The organism is Pseudoalteromonas rubra, from assembly GCF_004212645.1.
GTDB lineage: Bacteria > Pseudomonadota > Gammaproteobacteria > Enterobacterales > Alteromonadaceae > Pseudoalteromonas > Pseudoalteromonas rubra_G.
This window is the reverse complement of the sequence record NZ_PPUZ01000017.1, coordinates 22,455-39,963: the sequence shown is the minus strand read 5'-3', so window position 1 is coordinate 39,963 and position 17,509 is coordinate 22,455. Positions and strand designations below refer to the sequence as shown.

16 protein-coding genes are annotated in these 17,509 nt (G+C 51.3%); 13 read left to right on the top strand and 3 right to left on the bottom strand.

The window, feature by feature from the left end; all coding sequences use genetic code 11:
- Positions 1-19: 19 nt before the first annotated feature.
- Positions 20-484, top strand: coding sequence for an EVE domain-containing protein (locus C3B51_RS06105; RefSeq protein ID WP_130244501.1), 465 nt, complete (start codon positions 20-22; stop codon positions 482-484).
- 26 nt (positions 485-510) lie between these two features.
- Here C3B51_RS06105 and C3B51_RS06100 read toward each other — a convergent pair whose 3' ends face one another.
- Entirely contained in the window at positions 511-708 is a 198-nt protein-coding gene (locus tag C3B51_RS06100; RefSeq protein WP_130244500.1) for a hypothetical protein, read from the bottom strand.
- Complete coding sequence (locus C3B51_RS06095) at positions 705-1,766, bottom strand: potassium channel protein (protein WP_130244499.1); 1,062 nt, start codon at positions 1,764-1,766, stop codon at positions 705-707. The genes C3B51_RS06100 and C3B51_RS06095 overlap by 4 nt, the downstream gene beginning before the upstream one ends.
- A 200-nt stretch (positions 1,767-1,966) precedes the next feature.
- Here C3B51_RS06095 and C3B51_RS06090 point away from each other — a divergent pair, with 200 nt between their 5' ends.
- The 5 genes from C3B51_RS06090 (at position 1,967) to C3B51_RS06070 (ending at position 9,233) form a co-directional block, all read left to right on the top strand.
- A complete protein-coding gene (locus C3B51_RS06090) occupies positions 1,967-2,911 on the top strand; it encodes a chemotaxis protein CheV (RefSeq protein ID WP_046004893.1) in 945 nt (314 codons plus the stop codon).
- A gap of 147 nt (positions 2,912-3,058) precedes the next feature.
- Complete coding sequence (gene uvrD / locus C3B51_RS06085; protein ID WP_130244498.1) at positions 3,059-5,224, top strand: DNA helicase II; 2,166 nt, start codon at positions 3,059-3,061, stop codon at positions 5,222-5,224.
- Positions 5,172-7,307 carry a GNAT family N-acetyltransferase gene (locus tag C3B51_RS06080; RefSeq protein WP_130244497.1) on the top strand — a complete coding sequence of 712 codons (2,136 nt, stop codon included), beginning with the start codon at positions 5,172-5,174 and terminating at the stop codon, positions 7,305-7,307. Before uvrD ends, C3B51_RS06080 begins: the two co-directional genes overlap by 53 nt.
- Positions 7,252-8,343: an ABC transporter substrate-binding protein gene (locus C3B51_RS06075; protein WP_130244496.1), complete on the top strand. Its 1,092-nt coding sequence runs from the start codon at positions 7,252-7,254 to the stop codon at positions 8,341-8,343. The genes C3B51_RS06080 and C3B51_RS06075 overlap by 56 nt, the downstream gene beginning before the upstream one ends.
- A 41-nt stretch (positions 8,344-8,384) precedes the next feature.
- Positions 8,385-9,233 (top strand): chemotaxis protein CheW, encoded by an 849-nt coding sequence (locus C3B51_RS06070; protein WP_130244495.1) that lies wholly within the window; start codon positions 8,385-8,387, stop codon positions 9,231-9,233.
- 112 nt (positions 9,234-9,345) lie between these two features.
- Here the strand turns inward: C3B51_RS06070 and typA are convergent, their stop codons facing one another.
- The gene (typA, locus tag C3B51_RS06065) at positions 9,346-11,166 is read right to left on the bottom strand and encodes a translational GTPase TypA (RefSeq protein WP_130244494.1); all 1,821 of its coding nucleotides are present in this window, start codon (positions 11,164-11,166) and stop codon (positions 9,346-9,348) included.
- Positions 11,167-11,577: 411 nt separating this feature from the next.
- Between typA and glnA the strand changes: the two genes are divergently transcribed.
- The 7 genes from glnA to C3B51_RS06035 all read left to right on the top strand — a co-directional run bounded on the left by glnA (position 11,578) and on the right by C3B51_RS06035 (position 17,495).
- A complete protein-coding gene (glnA, locus tag C3B51_RS06060; RefSeq protein ID WP_125720298.1) occupies positions 11,578-12,984 on the top strand; it encodes a glutamate--ammonia ligase in 1,407 nt (468 codons plus the stop codon).
- 256 nt (positions 12,985-13,240) lie between these two features.
- The gene (locus C3B51_RS06055; protein WP_240657439.1) at positions 13,241-13,753 is read left to right on the top strand and encodes a DUF4124 domain-containing protein; all 513 of its coding nucleotides are present in this window, start codon (positions 13,241-13,243) and stop codon (positions 13,751-13,753) included.
- 57 nt (positions 13,754-13,810) lie between these two features.
- Positions 13,811-14,872, top strand: coding sequence for a nitrogen regulation protein NR(II) (glnL, locus tag C3B51_RS06050; protein WP_046004888.1), 1,062 nt, complete (start codon positions 13,811-13,813; stop codon positions 14,870-14,872).
- 53 nt (positions 14,873-14,925) lie between these two features.
- On the top strand, positions 14,926-16,326 hold the full coding sequence (ntrC, locus tag C3B51_RS06045) for a nitrogen regulation protein NR(I) (RefSeq protein ID WP_130244493.1): 1,401 nt from the start codon (positions 14,926-14,928) through the stop codon (positions 16,324-16,326).
- A 106-nt stretch (positions 16,327-16,432) separates the two neighbouring features.
- Entirely contained in the window at positions 16,433-16,609 is a 177-nt protein-coding gene (locus C3B51_RS23550; protein WP_156158646.1) for a hypothetical protein, read from the top strand.
- 115 nt (positions 16,610-16,724) lie between these two features.
- The gene (locus tag C3B51_RS06040; RefSeq protein ID WP_125720304.1) at positions 16,725-17,183 is read left to right on the top strand and encodes a cyclic nucleotide-binding domain-containing protein; all 459 of its coding nucleotides are present in this window, start codon (positions 16,725-16,727) and stop codon (positions 17,181-17,183) included.
- A 126-nt stretch (positions 17,184-17,309) separates the two neighbouring features.
- Positions 17,310-17,495, top strand: coding sequence for a hypothetical protein (locus C3B51_RS06035; RefSeq protein ID WP_125720306.1), 186 nt, complete (start codon positions 17,310-17,312; stop codon positions 17,493-17,495).
- The last annotated feature ends 14 nt before the right edge of the window (positions 17,496-17,509 follow it).

Below are 17,509 nucleotides of genomic sequence, written 5' to 3'. Positions count from 1 at the left end.
CAAAGACAAGGTAATTGATATGGCATACTGGTTATTTAAAACCGAACCCGACGCATTTTCCATTGACGATCTGCATCAGGCCCCGGAGCAAAGTACGTTCTGGGAAGGGATCCGCAATTATCAGGCACGCAATTTTCTGCGCGACGACGTAAAAGTGGGCGATCAGGTCTTTATTTATCACTCAAGCTGTAAAGTTCCGGCCGTTGTGGGTATCGCCACAGTCACTAAAGGCGCTGAGGTCGATCCCCACCAATTTGATTTGAGCAGTGATTATTATGATGCCAAATCCAGCCAGGACAACCCTCGCTGGGTCGGTGTAACACTGCGCTATGAACAACATCTGACACGCCCGGTGACACTTAAGGCAATTAAAGCCGATGCTGCCATCACCGAGCTGGCGCTGAAAAAAGCCGGCCGATTATCTATCATGCCCGTTACCGAAACGGAGTGGACACACATCTGCCAGCTAGGCGGCGTTCAATAGCACCGCCAGGCCAGCGCACAGACTCTTCAACGGTGTTTTTTCTGTTTTCCCCCTTTGGGGATCATCGAAAAGTACAAGATCAGCGCCAGCCAGGAAAACAGCAAGGTACCAATCAGCCAGCCATTTTTTTCATGGCCACGGGTGCGCTTGCTGCCTGCAACCAGCCCTATTGGCAGCAAATACAAACAGAGCGCGCCTATCAGTAACATTAATTCGTCAGTCATACTCGCTCCCAGTTTACCTCACTATGAAGTACCCGCTGCGGTGCAATGTAATGCAGTACATCGCCTCCTCTCAGCGCATAATCCAGCGGTGGGTTTAAGTCCATGTCACGACCACTGAGGTCGTGTGCCACGCCCAGCAAAGTCGCATTATGATGCTCTTTAAAATATAAAAATAGCTGACCAAAGGTTAAGGTGCCCAGCGATACTGGCAACTGTAAGCTAAACTGAGTATCGCCATGCAGGGTCGATAACAGCTCTTCCTGGATACGACTTGAACCCGGGTCCTGCATCGAGCGCACCAGGATCTCGGCAGACATAGCCGTTGAACACTCCACATTGCGACAATGCTGACGCAACAACTGAGCTTTGGTTTCATCATTAAAATGAGCACTGATGTGGGCTGCGTCTTTCACCATGGGGCTGAGCTTTAACGCCGTAGTAAAAGTTTGGTCATCATCCTGGCCATCAACAATGATTTTATCCGCATAGGCCAGTCCGGTGCGCGCCAGTTGCTGATCATCGGTAAAGCTCACCAGGCGGACAAAATCTACCTCTGTAAAACGCAACAGCGGATGCTCCATCTCATCACAGACCGCGAGCACGATGCGCCTTGCAATACGCTTGTTGTCAGCCAGAATATATTCAATCATGCGCTCTGTGCGCGTTGAATGCCAGCCGAAGATAATGATGTGATCGCTCAGATGTGAATAGTCTTTATCGCCCTTCATTGCTCTTTTAACCCAAATTGTAATTAGTTGTCCCACTTTACCCAGCAAAATACCAAACAGTGCCAGGCCCAGAGGAATTTGAAATACAGCTACCACCCAACGCCCCAGCTCCGTTGTGGCACTAAAATCACCATACCCCACGGTTGATGTGGTCACCACGTAATAATAGATATAGGTACTGACGGGCAGTAAGGCATGCTCCTGTGCCAGCCATAGCAGCGCCCACGTCGCGCCCATATGCAGCAGTGTTGCCAGTCCAATCAAGGGCCAGCTGGCCTGATCAATGTGCGTTTGCAATACCAGCAGCAAACGCTTAAATAACAAAGGCATCGTCCTTCCTTTAATGCAAGTCTCTGATTTACCATACTGAATAATCAGGATTATGCAACTGAGATAACCCGCTGCACAACACTAACCTGTCAGCTTCATCCTGTTGTATCTGGTCAGGAGCAAATTGTATGCACAGAGAGTGTTAATTTATTATCTAATAAGTATATACTGAGAGAAGGTACGTATCTTAGGGTAGCTTTATGGCTGGAGTATTAGCATCCGTTGATCAACGCACACAACTGGTGGGTGAAAACCGTCTTGAGCTATTGCTGTTCCATCTGCACAGCCGACACCTGTTCGCGCTCAACGTGTTTAAAGTCAAAGAAGTCGTTAAGCTGCCTCATCTGAATAAGATGCCCAATGCCCATCCTAAGATAGCCGGTGTTACCACCATTCGGGGTGAATCCATTCCGGTGATCGATTTACGTCAGGCCATTTGTATGCCGCATTGTGAATACGACAGCGACAGTAATCTGGTGATCACCGAATACAACCGCACCATTCAGGCTTTTCTGGTCGGCAAGGTCGACCAAATCGTCAACACCACCTGGTCTGATATTATGCCGCCGCCGCGCTCTGTCGGTCGCAATCATTATTTAACCGCACTGACTAAGCTGAAACGGGGCGATCAGGAACTGCTGGTTGAAATCATCGACGTCGAAAAAGTGCTGGCCGAGATCATCGAATACAATGTGGTGATCCCTGAAAATATCCTGGATAAAAACATCATCAATGAGTTTCAGGGCCGCAAAATTTTACACGTTGATGACTCTCCTACTGCCCGTCGTCAGGTATCGGATACTTTGGCTCAGCTGGGCATTGAAGTACTGCCCGCCACCGATGGTCATGAGGCCTTAAAACTGTTGCAACACTGGGCCGACGAAGGCATCAATGTTGAGCAGGAGCTGATGGCGGTGATCACCGATGCGGAGATGCCGGTCATGGATGGGTATCGCTTAACCTATGAGATCCGCAACGACAGCCGCCTGAAGAACCTCTATATTGTGCTTAACACCTCGCTCAGCGGCAGCTTTAACAAAGCCATGGTCGAGAAAGTCGGCTGTGATGTATTTTTGTCAAAATTCCAGCCAGATCGCCTGGTTGAAGAAATGCAGCGCCGACTGAAAGACGTACTCAATCAGTAACTGTATATAAAAACAGGTAAGTGATAATTTAAACTTTATATTTTTCATGTGGTTAATTTTAACTACGTGCAAAATACCCGCACCAAACTGGGCTTTGTGCCCTGCCCTAGGTATACTTTGCGCTGAATAAAGACGACGGGCGCAAAGATGGACGTATCAGAATTACTTGATGGCTTAAACGACAAACAACGTGAAGCGGTGGCTGCACCGCTGCAAAATATGCTGGTATTGGCGGGCGCAGGCTCGGGCAAAACCCGGGTGCTGGTGCATCGCATCGCCTGGCTGATGCAGGTTGAGCATGCCTCGGCGTACAGTATTTTTGCCGTAACTTTTACCAACAAAGCCGCCAAAGAGATGCGTACCCGGGTCGAAGAGACCTTGCAAAACCCGGTCGGTGGCATGTGGATCGGCACTTTCCATGGACTCGCCCATCGTATCTTGCGCGCCCACCATCGCGAGGCCAATCTGCCAGAGTCGTTTCAGATTTTGGATTCCGACGATCAGCTGAGAATGATCAAACGCCTGCTGAAGTCGATGAGCATCGATGATAAAAAGTGGCCACCCAAGCAGCTCAGCTGGTATATCAGTGCACGCAAAGACGAAGGTCAGCGCCCCAAAGACATCACTGCCTATGACGTTAATGAACAATTGATGTTGCAGGTGTATACCGCCTATCAGGATGCCTGCGATCGCGCCGGACTGGTCGATTTTGCCGAGATTTTGCTGCGCTGCTACGAAGTACTGCAGCAAAACCCCACGCTACTGCGCCATTACCAGCAACGCTTTCGCCATATGCTGGTCGACGAATTCCAGGATACCAACAGCATTCAGTATTTGTGGTTAAAGTTGCTGGCGGGCAGCGACAGCAATATCATGATCGTGGGCGACGACGACCAGAGTATTTATGGCTGGCGCGGTGCACGGATTGAAAACATCAAACGCTTTTTGACCGACTTTGACGCGCAAACGATCCGACTGGAGCAGAACTATCGCTCTACCGGCACCATACTGAAAGCCTCCAATGCGCTGATCCAGAACAACGCCGAGCGCATGGGTAAGAGCCTCTGGACCGATGGCAATCAGGGCGAGCCAATTTCCGTCTATGCGGCGTTTAACGAACTGGATGAAGCCCGCTTTATGGTCAGTAAAGTGAAATCCTGGCTACAGGGCGGCAACGCACTGAGCGATTGCGCCGTGCTTTATCGCAGCAATGCCCAGTCGCGGGTGCTGGAAGAAGCCCTGTTGCAGGAAGGTCTAAAGTACCGCATTTATGGTGGCATGCGCTTTTTCGAGCGTCAGGAGATCAAAGATGCTCTGTCCTATCTGCGCCTGATCAGTAACCGCAACGACGATGCGGCCTTTGAGCGGGTGATCAACACCCCCGCCCGTGGCATTGGCGACAAAACCCTGAGTCATATCCGCGACTGTGCCCGCGCTGAGTCGCTGCCCCTGTGGTATGCCGCCAAAGCCGTGCTGGAACAGGGCCACCTGGCTGGCCGCGCCGCCACCGCTATTCGCCGCTTCATTGAACTGGTTGAACAGCTCGACGACAAGCTGATGGAACTGGAGCTGGCCGAGCAAGCCAAAACCACCATAGAACTGTCGGGTCTGCTGGCCATGTATCAGGCCGAAAAAGGCGAAAAAGGCCGTGCCCGGGTAGAAAACCTTGAGGAATTGATCAACGCCTGCGGTCAGTTTGAACTGCCGGTAGAAGAAGAATTCACCTCACCACTGCAAGGGTTTTTGGCGTATACCTCGCTGGAGTCTGGTGAAGGTCAGGCCGACGAACACGAAGATGCGGTACAGATGATGACGCTGCACTCGGCCAAGGGTCTGGAGTTCCCACTGGTCTTTATGGTGGGCGTGGAAGAAGGCATGTTCCCGTCACAACAAAGCCATGAAGAATCCGGTCGCCTCGAAGAAGAACGCCGCCTGTGTTACGTGGGCATGACCCGGGCAATGGAAAAGCTCTATATCAGTCATGCGGAAAGCCGCCGACTTTATGGTCAGGAAAAATACCACAGCCCGTCGCGCTTTTTACGTGAGATCCCCGAAGACTGCCTGGAAGAAATTCGCATTAAAACGCAAGTGTCACGCCCGGCCCCCAGTGGTCGCTTCAGCGGCTCGGTGAGCCATGCCGCATTTGAAGACAGCGGCTTCAGCCTGGGCCAGCGCGTATTGCATGCCAAATTTGGGGCCGGCACGGTACTCAATTACGAAGGCAGCGGCGCACAGTCACGTATTCAGGTGAATTTTGACGATGTCGGCAGCAAGTGGCTGGTCACTGCCTATGCCAGACTGCAAGCACTCTAAGCTGGCGCGCCTGCTTACCCAGCTCAAGCAGGCCAGACATCGTCAGCTGTTGCTGATCAGCGGCGAGCAGGACTGGACTTATAAAGAAGTACAGCGCCTGTTTCCCACCCTGGCTGATTCGGCACTGATATTGAGTCAGCACACAGAGCTGCCAGGTGCCTGCTGGCCCGAACATCTGCATCAGGTGCTGGGCCAGGAGTATTCCAGCGTCGTTTACGACCTTTACAGCGGTTTGCTACCAAATAAGCTGGCTGCCGCCGCAGGCACAGTACAAGCTGGTGGCCTGTTGATTTTACTTTCTCCGGACTTATCTCAATGGCATAGCTGGTGCGATCCGGCACTGAAACGTTGGCTGTCTTATAACGAAACCGCGCAATCCAGCCCCTACTTGCAGCGCTGGAAGTGCCTGCTAAGCAGCAACTCAGTGTGGCAGATCAGCCAGGCACAGGGCGATTTACTGCCACAGCACTACAACGCGCCGCACGCGACACTCGACACCCGCGAGCAACACAACGCGCTCACCCAACTTACGGAACACTTAACTCAGCCTGCGCCCGGGCCGGTGTTGCTCAGCGCCGATCGTGGTCGGGGCAAGTCCTCGTTATTGGGCAAACTGGCCGCAGGCCTGCCAGCGCTAAGCTTTATTTTATGCGCGCAGCAACGTCGTGCCGTGCATAACAGCTTTGTCCATCTTGGCGCGGCACTGGGTGAGCCGGTCACCGATAAGCTTAACCAGCTTGCAAACCTGCGCTTTATGCCACCCGATCAGCTACTTGCACAGCGCCCGGACTGTGATGTGTTACTGGTTGATGAGGCCGCAGCGATCCCCGTGCCCATGCTGATGTCGCTGCTGAATGCTTACCCTAAGGTGGTGTTTTCCAGCACTCTGATTGGCTATGAGGGCAATGGCCGGGGTTATACGCTGCGCTTTGCCAGACAGCTTGAGCACACCCATCCGCAGCGCCTCAGTTTGTCTCTCAGTCAACCGATCCGCTACAGCGAGCAAGATCCGCTCGAAGCCCGATTACGCCAACTGTTTGCTCTGGATTGTGACTATCAAAAGTCGCCAGCACCGTCGGCACCACTGCTATTCGACTCGCTCTCAGGCGCACAACTGGCAGCGGATGAAGACACCCTGTCTCAGGTTTTTGCCCTGCTGGTGCTGGCACACTATCAAACCTCAGTGAACGATCTGCGCCAGCTGCTCGACAGTCCGCATAATCGCTTATATCTTGCCCGTCAGCAAGGTTGTGTGGTGGCGGTGTGCCTGCTCAAACTCGAAGGCGGCTTTGACGTTGCACTCAGTCAGGATATAGCCGCAACAACGCGCCGCCCGGCCGGGCACTTAATGGCGCAGCAGCTTGCACAACTGACCGGCAACCCGGCGCTTGCTCAGCGCCTTGGTGCCCGCATTGTGCGGATTGCGGTGTCACCACAGCAACAGGGACAAAACATTGGCAGTCAGCTGTTATGCTTTGCCGAGCAACAGCTCAGCGGCCAGGTTGACTACTTCGGCAGCAGTTTTGGCTGTACCGCACAACTGCTCAGGTTCTGGCAACACCATCAGTATCGGCCCGTCAAACTGGGATTTAAGCAGGACAAAGCCAGTGGTGAATTTGCTGTGTTGGTTATCAAGCCGGTGACTGACAAAATCGCGCTGGAGCCGCTGCAACTCTGGTTTAAACACCTGTGGTTTCATCAGCTCAGCGAGTTGTATCGCGACTTACCCTGCGCTTTGGTCACTGAACTGTGTAAAACCCTGCCGTATAACACGCCCGACGCCTTGTTATTACAACAACTGGCCTACTTTGCCAGTACCCCGGCGGGAGAGCAGCAAATAGCGGCCCTGCTCCAAGAACTGATCCGCTGTCATCCATCGCTTCTGGACCGATTATCAGCCAGTTCCCAAGTCACAATGATTCGGCTATTATTACAACGTCACCCGCCAAAAGTATTAGAAGATACTGTGAGTCTGGCTACAAAAAAACAACGACAAGCCGCATTGCGGTCAATAGTGACGGAAGTACATGCTGAAATTAATCTCAACCCTGAGTTGCTGCATCGCCCTGCTGGGCAGCCCTGAGCTTATCGCCGATGACGAGCTCAGGCTCGGCATGTCGGTCGCACTGACTGGCCCGGCCAAAGACATTGGTCAGCAACTCAGGCAAGGGGCACAGCTGTACTTTGATTATGCCAATGCCCGACCCGGCAAATCTCACCCACCGGTTTCACTGATGGTGCTGGATGACGGCTATGAGCCCAGCCGCACCGTCATCAACACCCGTTATCTGATTGAACAGCATAAGGTACTGGCCCTGTTTGGTAACATGGGCACGCCCACCGCCCATGCGATACAGGCTATCCTGACGCATCACCAACTACCGTTTTTAATGCCCTTTACGGGTGCCGATTTTCTGCGCCACGATACCGCCTACCCGGTGTTTAACTGGCGCGCCAGTTACCTCGATGAAGCCACTGAACAGGTTCGTTACCTGGTTGATGAACAGGGGCATAAAGACATTGCTCTGTTGATCCAGGCCGACGAGTTTGGCCTGACCCTGGAGAAAAGTTTTCGCCAGGCACTGAACGCACGGGGCCTCTCCCCCAAAGTCACGGCACGCTTTCGCCGCAACAGTGCCGATATCAACAAGGCCCTCAAGGAGATCATGCGCAGTGAGGTGACGGCTGTAGCGATGATTGGTACTTATCAGCCTCTGTCGGTGTTTATCGACAAAGCTATGCACCGGGGGTTTAAAGGCACCTTTACCGGGGTGTCTTTCACCTCGTCCAGTGCACTGTTTGCCAAGCTGACCAGTCAACCCACGCTGATGATAAGCGAGGTCGTGCCCAATCCCAATGAGTGCAAGGCACAGCTGTGTGAGTTATTTCGCACCCTGGCAGCCAAACATACATTGGCTGTCAGCCCGCAGATCTTTGAAGGCTTTCTTAATGCCGCCATTTTTATCTCGGCGCTCGACTACTGCCCACAGCCAGTCCAGCGCACATGCCTGAGCGGCGCGATGCAACAGGTGTTGCAAAAAGACCCGGCGATCCGGGCAATTTTTGGGCTCACAGGCACGGAGAATAACCCCCGTGTGTATCGATCTTATTTTCAATAATGTCTATGCTTAGGGCATAACGTTAACGTACAGAGGCAGACATGGACTTAATCAATTTTCGGGTAGGGAAAAAAACCATTTCACTAAAGATACTGGATATCCTGCTGACGGAGCGCTATGAAGGCAACCTTACCTCTTTGCCCAACGACAACCCCAGTTTTATGGGGGTAAAGGATTATATGGGCACACCGACGCCTATCTTTGATCTCGGTTTGATATTGAATAATCAATCGTCCTACGACATCAACGAGTCTCTGGTTACTATGTTGCAGGAGCGCGAGCAAGATCAGAAAGCCTGGCTCGCAGAGCTGGAGCGCTGCATCTACAACGATCAACCTTTTACCCAGGCCAAAGACCCTAAGCAATCTGCGTTTGGTAAATGGTACTACAGCTTCAAAACCGACAACGAAGACTTACGCACGCTGTTGGCGCGCTTTGAGGAACCCCATAACAAGCTCCATGCACTGGCCGATAAGCTGCTCACCCTCAATGCTAAGGGTGATAAAGACGAGGCCCTGCGATTGCTGGAAAAAGAAAAGGCAACCACCTTTATGAAGCTGATCCGCCTGTTTGAATCAGCCCGGGATCAGATCATCCTCGACCACAAACCCATCATCGTATTTACCACTCAGGATGGCCAGCGGCCGCACATTGGTCTGCTGGTTGATCAGGTCGAAGACAATATTCACTGTGATGAATCAGACATCAAGTCCCTGCATGAAATGACCAGTATGGGGTTTGAAATCGACCCGCAAACGCGCAAGATGATGAAAGGGCTAATTAAGCAAGGAGAGCATCACAGCCTGGTACTGGATCCAAGCGCCATTTTCCGTCCGGATCACTTACAAGACTATGAGCCGGAAGAAACAGAAGCCTATGGTTTGTTCTGAGTAATCAATGCTGGCACCATGAAATGACACGCATGGGCTGTGCTAGCTCATTCGTTATCACAATAAAAAACGCCGCAAATGCGGCGTTTTTTAGTATTCGGCAAGTAATTACTTACTTAGCCTGACGGCTTGCACGCTTACGCTCGCTTTCAGTCAGTAGCTTCTTACGAATACGGATACTTTCTGGTGTGACTTCTACCAGCTCGTCATCATCGATAAACTCAAGCGCTTGCTCTAGTGTCATGATGATAGGCGGAACCAGGTTCTGTGCTTCGTCAGTACCCGATGCACGTACGTTAGTCAGCTGCTTACCTTTCAGGGCGTTAACTGTCAGGTCGTTATCACGTGCGTGAATACCTATGATCATACCTTCGTATACTTCAACACCGTGACCGATGAACAGCTTACCACGGTCCTGCAGGTTGAACAGGGCGTTGGTTAGCGCTTTACCCGCTGCGTTTGCGATCAGTACACCGTTCTTACGTTGACCAATGTTACCGCCTTTGTGCGGGCCGTAGTGATCGAACGTGTGGTACATCAGACCTGAGCCTGAAGTCAGTGTCATGAAATCAGTCTGGAAGCCGATCAGACCACGAGATGGCATGATGAAGTCCATACGGATACGGCCTTTACCATCTGGTGCCATGTCAGTCATTTCTGCTTTACGCAGGCCCAGTTGCTCCATGATAGCGCCCTGGTGCTCTTCCTGTACGTCAACAGTCACTGTTTCATACGGCTCTTCCAGCTGACCGTCTACTTCGCGCAGGATTACCTCTGGACGAGATACCGCCAGCTCGTAACCTTCACGACGCATGTTTTCAATCAGGATGCCTAAGTGCAGTTCACCACGGCCAGATACGCGGAAGCTGTCCGGGTTATCGGTTTCTTCAACGCGCAGTGCAACGTTGTGTACCAGTTCAGCCTGAAGACGCTCAAGGATGTTACGTGAAGTAACGAATTTACCTTCCTGACCTGAGAACGGAGACGTGTTTACAGAGAACGTCATGGTTACTGTTGGCTCGTCAACAGACAGCGCCGGCAGGGCTTCAACGGCATTGACATCACACACAGTGTCAGAGATTTTCAGCTCGCCCAGACCTGTAATAGCGATGATGTCGCCAGCCTGTGCTTCTTGTGCTTCGTGACGGTCAAGGCCCAGATAAGTCAGTACCTGACCTACTTTACCGTTACGTGTTGAGCCATCGGCACCAACGATAGTGACTTGCTGGTTAACTTTCACTGTACCACGCTTGATACGACCTACACCGATTACACCGATGTAAGAGTTGTAGTCCAGCTGAGAGATCTGCATCTGGAACGCGCCTTCTGGATCTGCGTCTGGCTTTTCTACTTGGTCAACAATGGCTTCAAACATAGGTTGCATGTTGTCTGACGGCTCGTCCAGGTCCAGCGTCGCCCACCCATTGATAGCAGATGCGTAGATAACCTGGAAGTCAAGCTGCTCGTCAGTCGCGCCCAGGTTGTCGAACAAATCAAATACCTGATCCATAACCCAATCAGGACGCGCACCTGGCTTGTCAATCTTGTTGATAACAACGATAGGCTTCAGACCCAGCGCGAATGCTTTTTGCGTTACGAAACGCGTTTGCGGCATTGGACCTTCTTGGGCATCAACCAGTAGCAATACTGAGTCAACCATTGAAAGTACACGCTCTACCTCACCACCAAAGTCGGCGTGTCCCGGGGTGTCAACGATATTGATGTGGTAATCGTTCCATTCGATGGCGGTGTTTTTCGCCAGGATGGTGATGCCACGCTCTTTTTCAATATCATTCGAGTCCATGACACGCTCTTCGTTGCCACCGCGTGTCTCTAATGTGCCAGATTGTTCTAGCAGCTTATCGACTAGGGTAGTTTTACCATGGTCAACGTGCGCGATGATCGCGATATTTCTTAACTTTTCAATGCTCATATTTTTACTCAGAGAAGTTGGCCCTCAGTGATCCTAGTCGAATCGCGCAAAAATGCGCACCTAAGATGCCGATCCACAATTAAAGGTCGCGTATTATCCCCTAATAATGTGACAGATGAAAGTTTATCCAGCTTTTTTTTACAGCCAGGACCATGAAATACGCAAAGTCTGCTGTTTTGTCGCTCCACAGTCACGGCCATGTGCTACATTGAAACCATTGCGCAGAGCACCAGCGTGGTGCAAAACCCAATATTGATACGCACCACAATGGTGCAAAATAAGATTGAATACGTTATGGATAAAAATAATTCATTTATTAACAATGAATTACAAAACTGGCACGAATAACGCTTAGTAGTGCGCAAATGCAGAGCACTGCAACAAAATATAACCCTACGAGTCGGAGGACACATGTCACAATCGGTTTTAGACCTTATTAAAGAACACGACGTTAAATTCGTTGATTTACGTTTCACGGATACCAAAGGTAAAGAGCAACACGTTTCTATTCCTCATCACCAGGCCGATGAAGACTTCTTTGAAGACGGCAAGATGTTCGACGGCTCGTCTATCGCAGGCTGGAAAGGCATTAACGAATCAGACATGGTCCTGATGCCAGATGCCTCTACCGCTAAACTAGACCCTTTCTCAGAAGAAACCACGCTGATCGTACGTTGTGACGTACTTGAGCCGTCAACCATGCAAGGTTACGAGCGCGACCCGCGTTCTGTTGCTAAGCGTGCAGAAGACTACATGCGCTCTACGGGTATTGCTGACACCGTACTGTTCGGCCCAGAGCCTGAGTTCTTCCTGTTTGACGACGTGAAGTTCAAAACAGACATGTCTGGCTCTATGTACAAAATTGATGCCCAGGAAGCAAGCTGGAACTCAGACAGAAGCTACGAAGAAGGCAACATGGGTCACCGTCCAGGCGTAAAAGGCGGTTACTTCCCGGTTGCACCGGTTGATTCATCAGGTGACTGGCGTAGCGCAACCTGTCTGGTACTGGAAGAAATGGGTCAGGTTGTTGAAGCACACCACCACGAAGTAGCCACTGCCGGTCAGAACGAGATCGCAACACGCTTCAATACTATGGTGATCAAGGCTGACGAAATTCAGGAAATGAAATACGTTATCCACAACATGGCGCACCTGTATGGCAAAACAGCGACCTTTATGCCTAAGCCTGTGGTAGGCGACAATGGCTCTGGTATGCACTGTCACCAGTCACTGGGTAAAGATGGCAAAAACATCTTCGCTGGCGACAAGTACGGCGGTCTGTCTGAAGAAGCGCTTTACTACATCGGTGGTATCATCAAGCACGCTAAAGCCATCAACGCATTTGCTAACGCTTCTACCAACTCGTACAAGCGCCTGGTACCTGGCTTCGAAGCACCTGTTATGCTGGCTTACTCAGCACGTAACCGTTCAGCGTCTATCCGTATCCCGGTTGTACCGTCTGAAAAAGCACGTCGTATTGAAGTACGCTTCCCGGATCCTACTGCGAACCCGTACCTGGCGTTCTCTGCCATGCTAATGGCTGGCCTTGATGGTATCAAAAACAAGATCCACCCTGGTGATGCAATGGACAAAGATCTGTATGACCTGCCAGCGGAAGAAGCTGCAGAGATCCCGACGGTTGCCTCATCACTGCAAGAAGCACTGGATTCTCTGGATGCAGACCGTGAGTTCCTGACTCAGGGCGGTGTATTCACTGATGACCTGATTGATGCATACATCGCATTGAAGTCTCAGGAAGTTGAGAAGCTGAACATGACAACTCACCCGGTTGAGTTCGAAATGTACTACAGCGTATAAGCTGATTTTCGGTGTTCTGGTGTGTACAGGCTGATAAGGCTTGTACACTGCGCAGCCCGGAATACTTAATTAAGCCGTATTCGCTCACCGACCAGGCAGCTGCTCGGTGAAAGAACAGGCTGACTCTGCGCTCTTAAATCATATGTGTTCTCAAGCCCGCATTGCGGGCTTTTTTCGTATCAGTGCAATGGTAAACTTGCGCTAAAAGCACTAAAGTTATAGCTGGTCATGTGCGTCTTTTGAGCAAGGTGAAATTGTGTTGCGGCTTTATTGGGTGATTCTGTGTTTGGTGTACAGCGGCAGCGCTGTATCGGATCAAAAGGTCTACCGCTGGAAAGACAAAAACGGCAATTGGGTATACTCCGATGTGCCGAAAAAGGGCTCTGAGAAGGTCAAACTCAGCACCAATATGCTTACCATGCCTGCCACGGATACCAGTATTTTGACCCCCAACCCGACAACCCCTGCGGTGACCTACAAGGCGAAAATTACCGCCCCCAGCGATCAGCAAACACTGCGGGAAAACAGTGGCAGTGTCTATGTGAATGGGTTAGTGACGCCCCGTTTTGCTAATGGTTTTCAGGTTCAGCTGTTTCTCAATGGTAAGCCTGCTGGCCCAAAACAGACCTCGGCGTCCTTCGCCTTGCGTGATGTGCCCAGGGGGGAACACAAATTGCAGATGAAGGTCTTTGATGACAAAGGCATGCTGGTTGCCCAAAGTGCAGTAACCACCTTTTTCCTGCACCGCGCCAGTCTGCTCAACCGTTGATTATACTAACAGGTGTGCTAATCTGCAGTGCACCAACTTGGTGCAAGGTGATCCAATATGGCACAACCCGCCTCTGAATTAATACACGAGTTATGGCAAAATCTCTCTACTGCGGTGATTTTACTGACCGAAGATCTGACCATTTATTTTGCCAACAACAGTGCCAGCGAGCTGCTTGGGCTGGGCAGCAAACGCTTACTGAACCAACCTTTTGAGGCGATTTTTCATCACCACATGATCGACATGAAGCGGCTCCAGCGGTATGTACTGGACGATGGCGTCGACTGCCAGCAGCACAAGGTAGACGTGGTGTTCATCGATAATCGCGCCAGCACATTGAACCTGTTTGCACGGCGTTTTATGTTTGAGGGCCGGGCGTTTATTCAGCTTGAGTGTCGCCGTATCGACGAAGAGCTGCGTTTCGATCAGGCCTTTAATCAGGCGCACCAATATCAGGCTGCCCGCAACCTGATCCGTGGACTGGCGCACGAAATCAAAAATCCGCTCGGCGGGATAAGAGGAGCGGCGCAATTATTGCAGTACGAAGTGCAGCAGGAAGAACGTGACGAGTGCGCCGAGTTAATCATTGAACAGGCCGACCGCCTGACCGAACTGGTGGACAGACTGCTGGGCCCCAATGAGTTACCCCGAAAGGAGCCCTGTAACGTCCACCGCATGCTGGAGTCGGTGATCCGACTGAGTGAACTCGATGGTGCCCCCGGCATCCACCTGGTCAAAGACTACGACCCCAGCATACCGGATGTGATAATGGACGAAGCCAAGATCCAGCAGGTGGTACTCAATATTATTCGCAATGCACAGCAAGCGCTGGGTGAACAAGGCGAAATTAAAGTATCAACCCGGATCCGTCACCGAGTAAGGCGCGGCAAGCAACTGATGAAAAAAGCCTTGCAGATCCGGGTCACCGATAACGGACCGGGTATTGCACAGGAAATGCAGGCCACCTTGTTTTACCCTATGGTCACCAATAAAGAAGGCGGTTCAGGGCTGGGCTTGTCGATTGCCCAGACTCTGGTCGAGCAACATCATGGCTTTATTGATTGCGACAGCTGGCCCGGCCATACCGAGTTTGCTATCTACCTGCCCTTTGAAGCATAAACACGTCCTACAGACGTGTGTTCGTAACCTAGTTTAAGAAGTGGGATCACACCATGAAAAATGTTTGGCTTGTCGATGATGATGCATCTATTCGCTTTGTACTGGAAAAAGCGCTGGCCCGCGCAGACTTTCAAACTGAGAGTTTCTCTAACGGCCAGGATGTGCTCACGGCACTGACCTATGATCAGCCTGCTGTGTTGATCTCTGATGTCAGAATGCCGGGCATAGATGGCATGGCCTTGCTGGAAGAGATTGCCGAACAGCACCCAAACCTGCCGGTGATCATCATGACGGCCCACTCCGATCTGGACTCTGCCGTCAATGCGTTTCAAAAAGGCGCCTTTGAATATCTGGCCAAGCCATTTGACCTGGATGAAGCCGTCTCCCTGGTGGAGCGCGCCTATCAGGCAAGCTCGCAAAATAACAAAGCCAAACGTCCCAGCAGCAATGGCAAACAGCCCGATATTATCGGAGAGGCTCCGGCCATGCAGGAGGTTTTCCGGGCGATCGGTAAGCTCTCCGTCTCCAGCATGAGTGTGCTGATCAATGGCGAGTCGGGCACAGGTAAAGAGCTGGTTGCGGGAGCGCTACATAATCACAGCCCGCGTCGTGAGCAGCCGTTTATCGCACTGAATATGGCTGCCATTCCCAAAGATCTGGTCGAATCGGAATTGTTTGGTCACGAAAAAGGCGCCTTTACGGGTGCTGACAGCATTCGTCGCGGACGCTTCGAGCAGGCCAATGGCGGTACCTTGTTTCTGGATGAAATAGGCGACATGCCACTGGATGTGCAAACCCGCTTATTACGGGTGCTGGCAGACGGCGAATTTTATCGGGTAGGCGGGCATCACAGTGTGAAAGTGGATGTGCGGATCATTGCGGCAACGCATCAGGATCTGGAGCGTCTGGTTGAACAGGGCGAGTTTCGTGAAGACTTATTCCACCGCCTAAACGTTGTCCGTCTTAAGCTCCCTCCTTTACGGGAACGCCGGGAAGACATTGCCAAACTGAGTGAGAACTTTCTCGCCCGCAGTGCTAAAGAATTAAAAGTGCCTTGCAAGATACTGACGCCAGAGGCGCTTAATGTGATGCAGGCATTTCACTGGCCTGGCAATGTGCGTCAACTTGAGAACAGCTGCCGCTGGTTAACTGTAATGGCCCCGGGCGATGTCATCAATGTCGCAGATCTGCCAGAGGAGCTGAATCAACCGCTAAAAACCGCCAACAGCGAAGCCATTGAAGGTGACTGGCTGGACGCCTTTCAGCATTGGCTGGAGCAAGAGCTGCATCAGGGTAAAGAAGATATCTGGCCTCAGGTACAGGCTCAGCTCGAAACCCGCTTAATAAAAACGGCGCTGGCCGTATGCCATGGTCATAAGCAAGAAGCCGCCCTGAAAATCGGTTGGGGTCGCAACACCCTGACCCGCAAACTGAAGGAGCGTAACTTTACCTGAGTGCACAGCGCCTGTATGAAAAATCACCACTTGTTCCTGAAAGCTGGAAATCGTATTTTGAGAAAGTGCCATTGCACAGAAAAAATACAACATTTAAGGAACGACTATGAAAATCACTTTACAGAAAAAATCACTCAAACGCTTAAACAACAAAACTCCGCTGGCACAGGAATTGACGCCACAGGCTGCGGGCGGCCAGTATGCGAGCTCGCCCTATAACAAGGGCTGTATGACCTATCAGGGACTAACCTGCCCGACTTCACCTTATGATCCAAACTGCTAATACATGCCGGGCCGCCGGAACCCAACCCGGTGGCTTACGCCACGCGCTTGTCCCTTGACCCCACCTTAAAAAGCAAGCACTATGCAGTCATCTTGATCCTATCGCGCACTGAATAATGAAATTACTGGAGCATATCCCGCTGATAAAACAGTTGGAAATACTCAACAGGCTGAGTTTTTTTAAAGAATTTACACTGTCTGAACGCCAGGTGCTGCTCGAATCATTCAGCCACCTTTACCTGGTCAGTCAGGATAAGCACGCATTTCGGCGCTTTGACAAAGATAACCGACTCTACATTGTGCTCAGCGGCGAGCTGTCTATCTATACTCAGGATCAACACCATGCCATTGGCCGGGTTGGCCCGGGTGAGTTTCTCGGAGAAGGTGCCTTTATCACGCACAGGGAGCGCAGCACCAGCGCGCTGGCACGCAAAGATACCATCTTACTGGCCATTACACCCGATGCGCTGACACGACTGCCGAATGTGATCAGAGAGAAAATTAAGGACAAGATCATCGAGGGCATGAGCGCCCGGATAGGCCAGCTCAATCATTATATTGAAGATCATTTATAGTGAGAGTGAGCCTTTAGTTACAGATCCACATTGGACAAACGCAACTGGTTAAAATTTTCTCACTTGTCAACTTTTACTACATACCAATATGATGGACCTGTTAAAACAACACTTAAGGACAGGACCATGAAACTAACCCTATCGAAAAAATCTATCAAGCAACTCAATTCTATTCCCCTGAATAACAAGCAGACACAAGACATTGCCGGCGGTAACAGCCAGGCCCCTGCAACCTGCCCACATACGCAACCCGCCTGGTACTGTATGAGCTATCTGGGCTGCGTCAGTAACAAGCCTCAGTTTGGCTGCTAATGGGGAGCTGTATT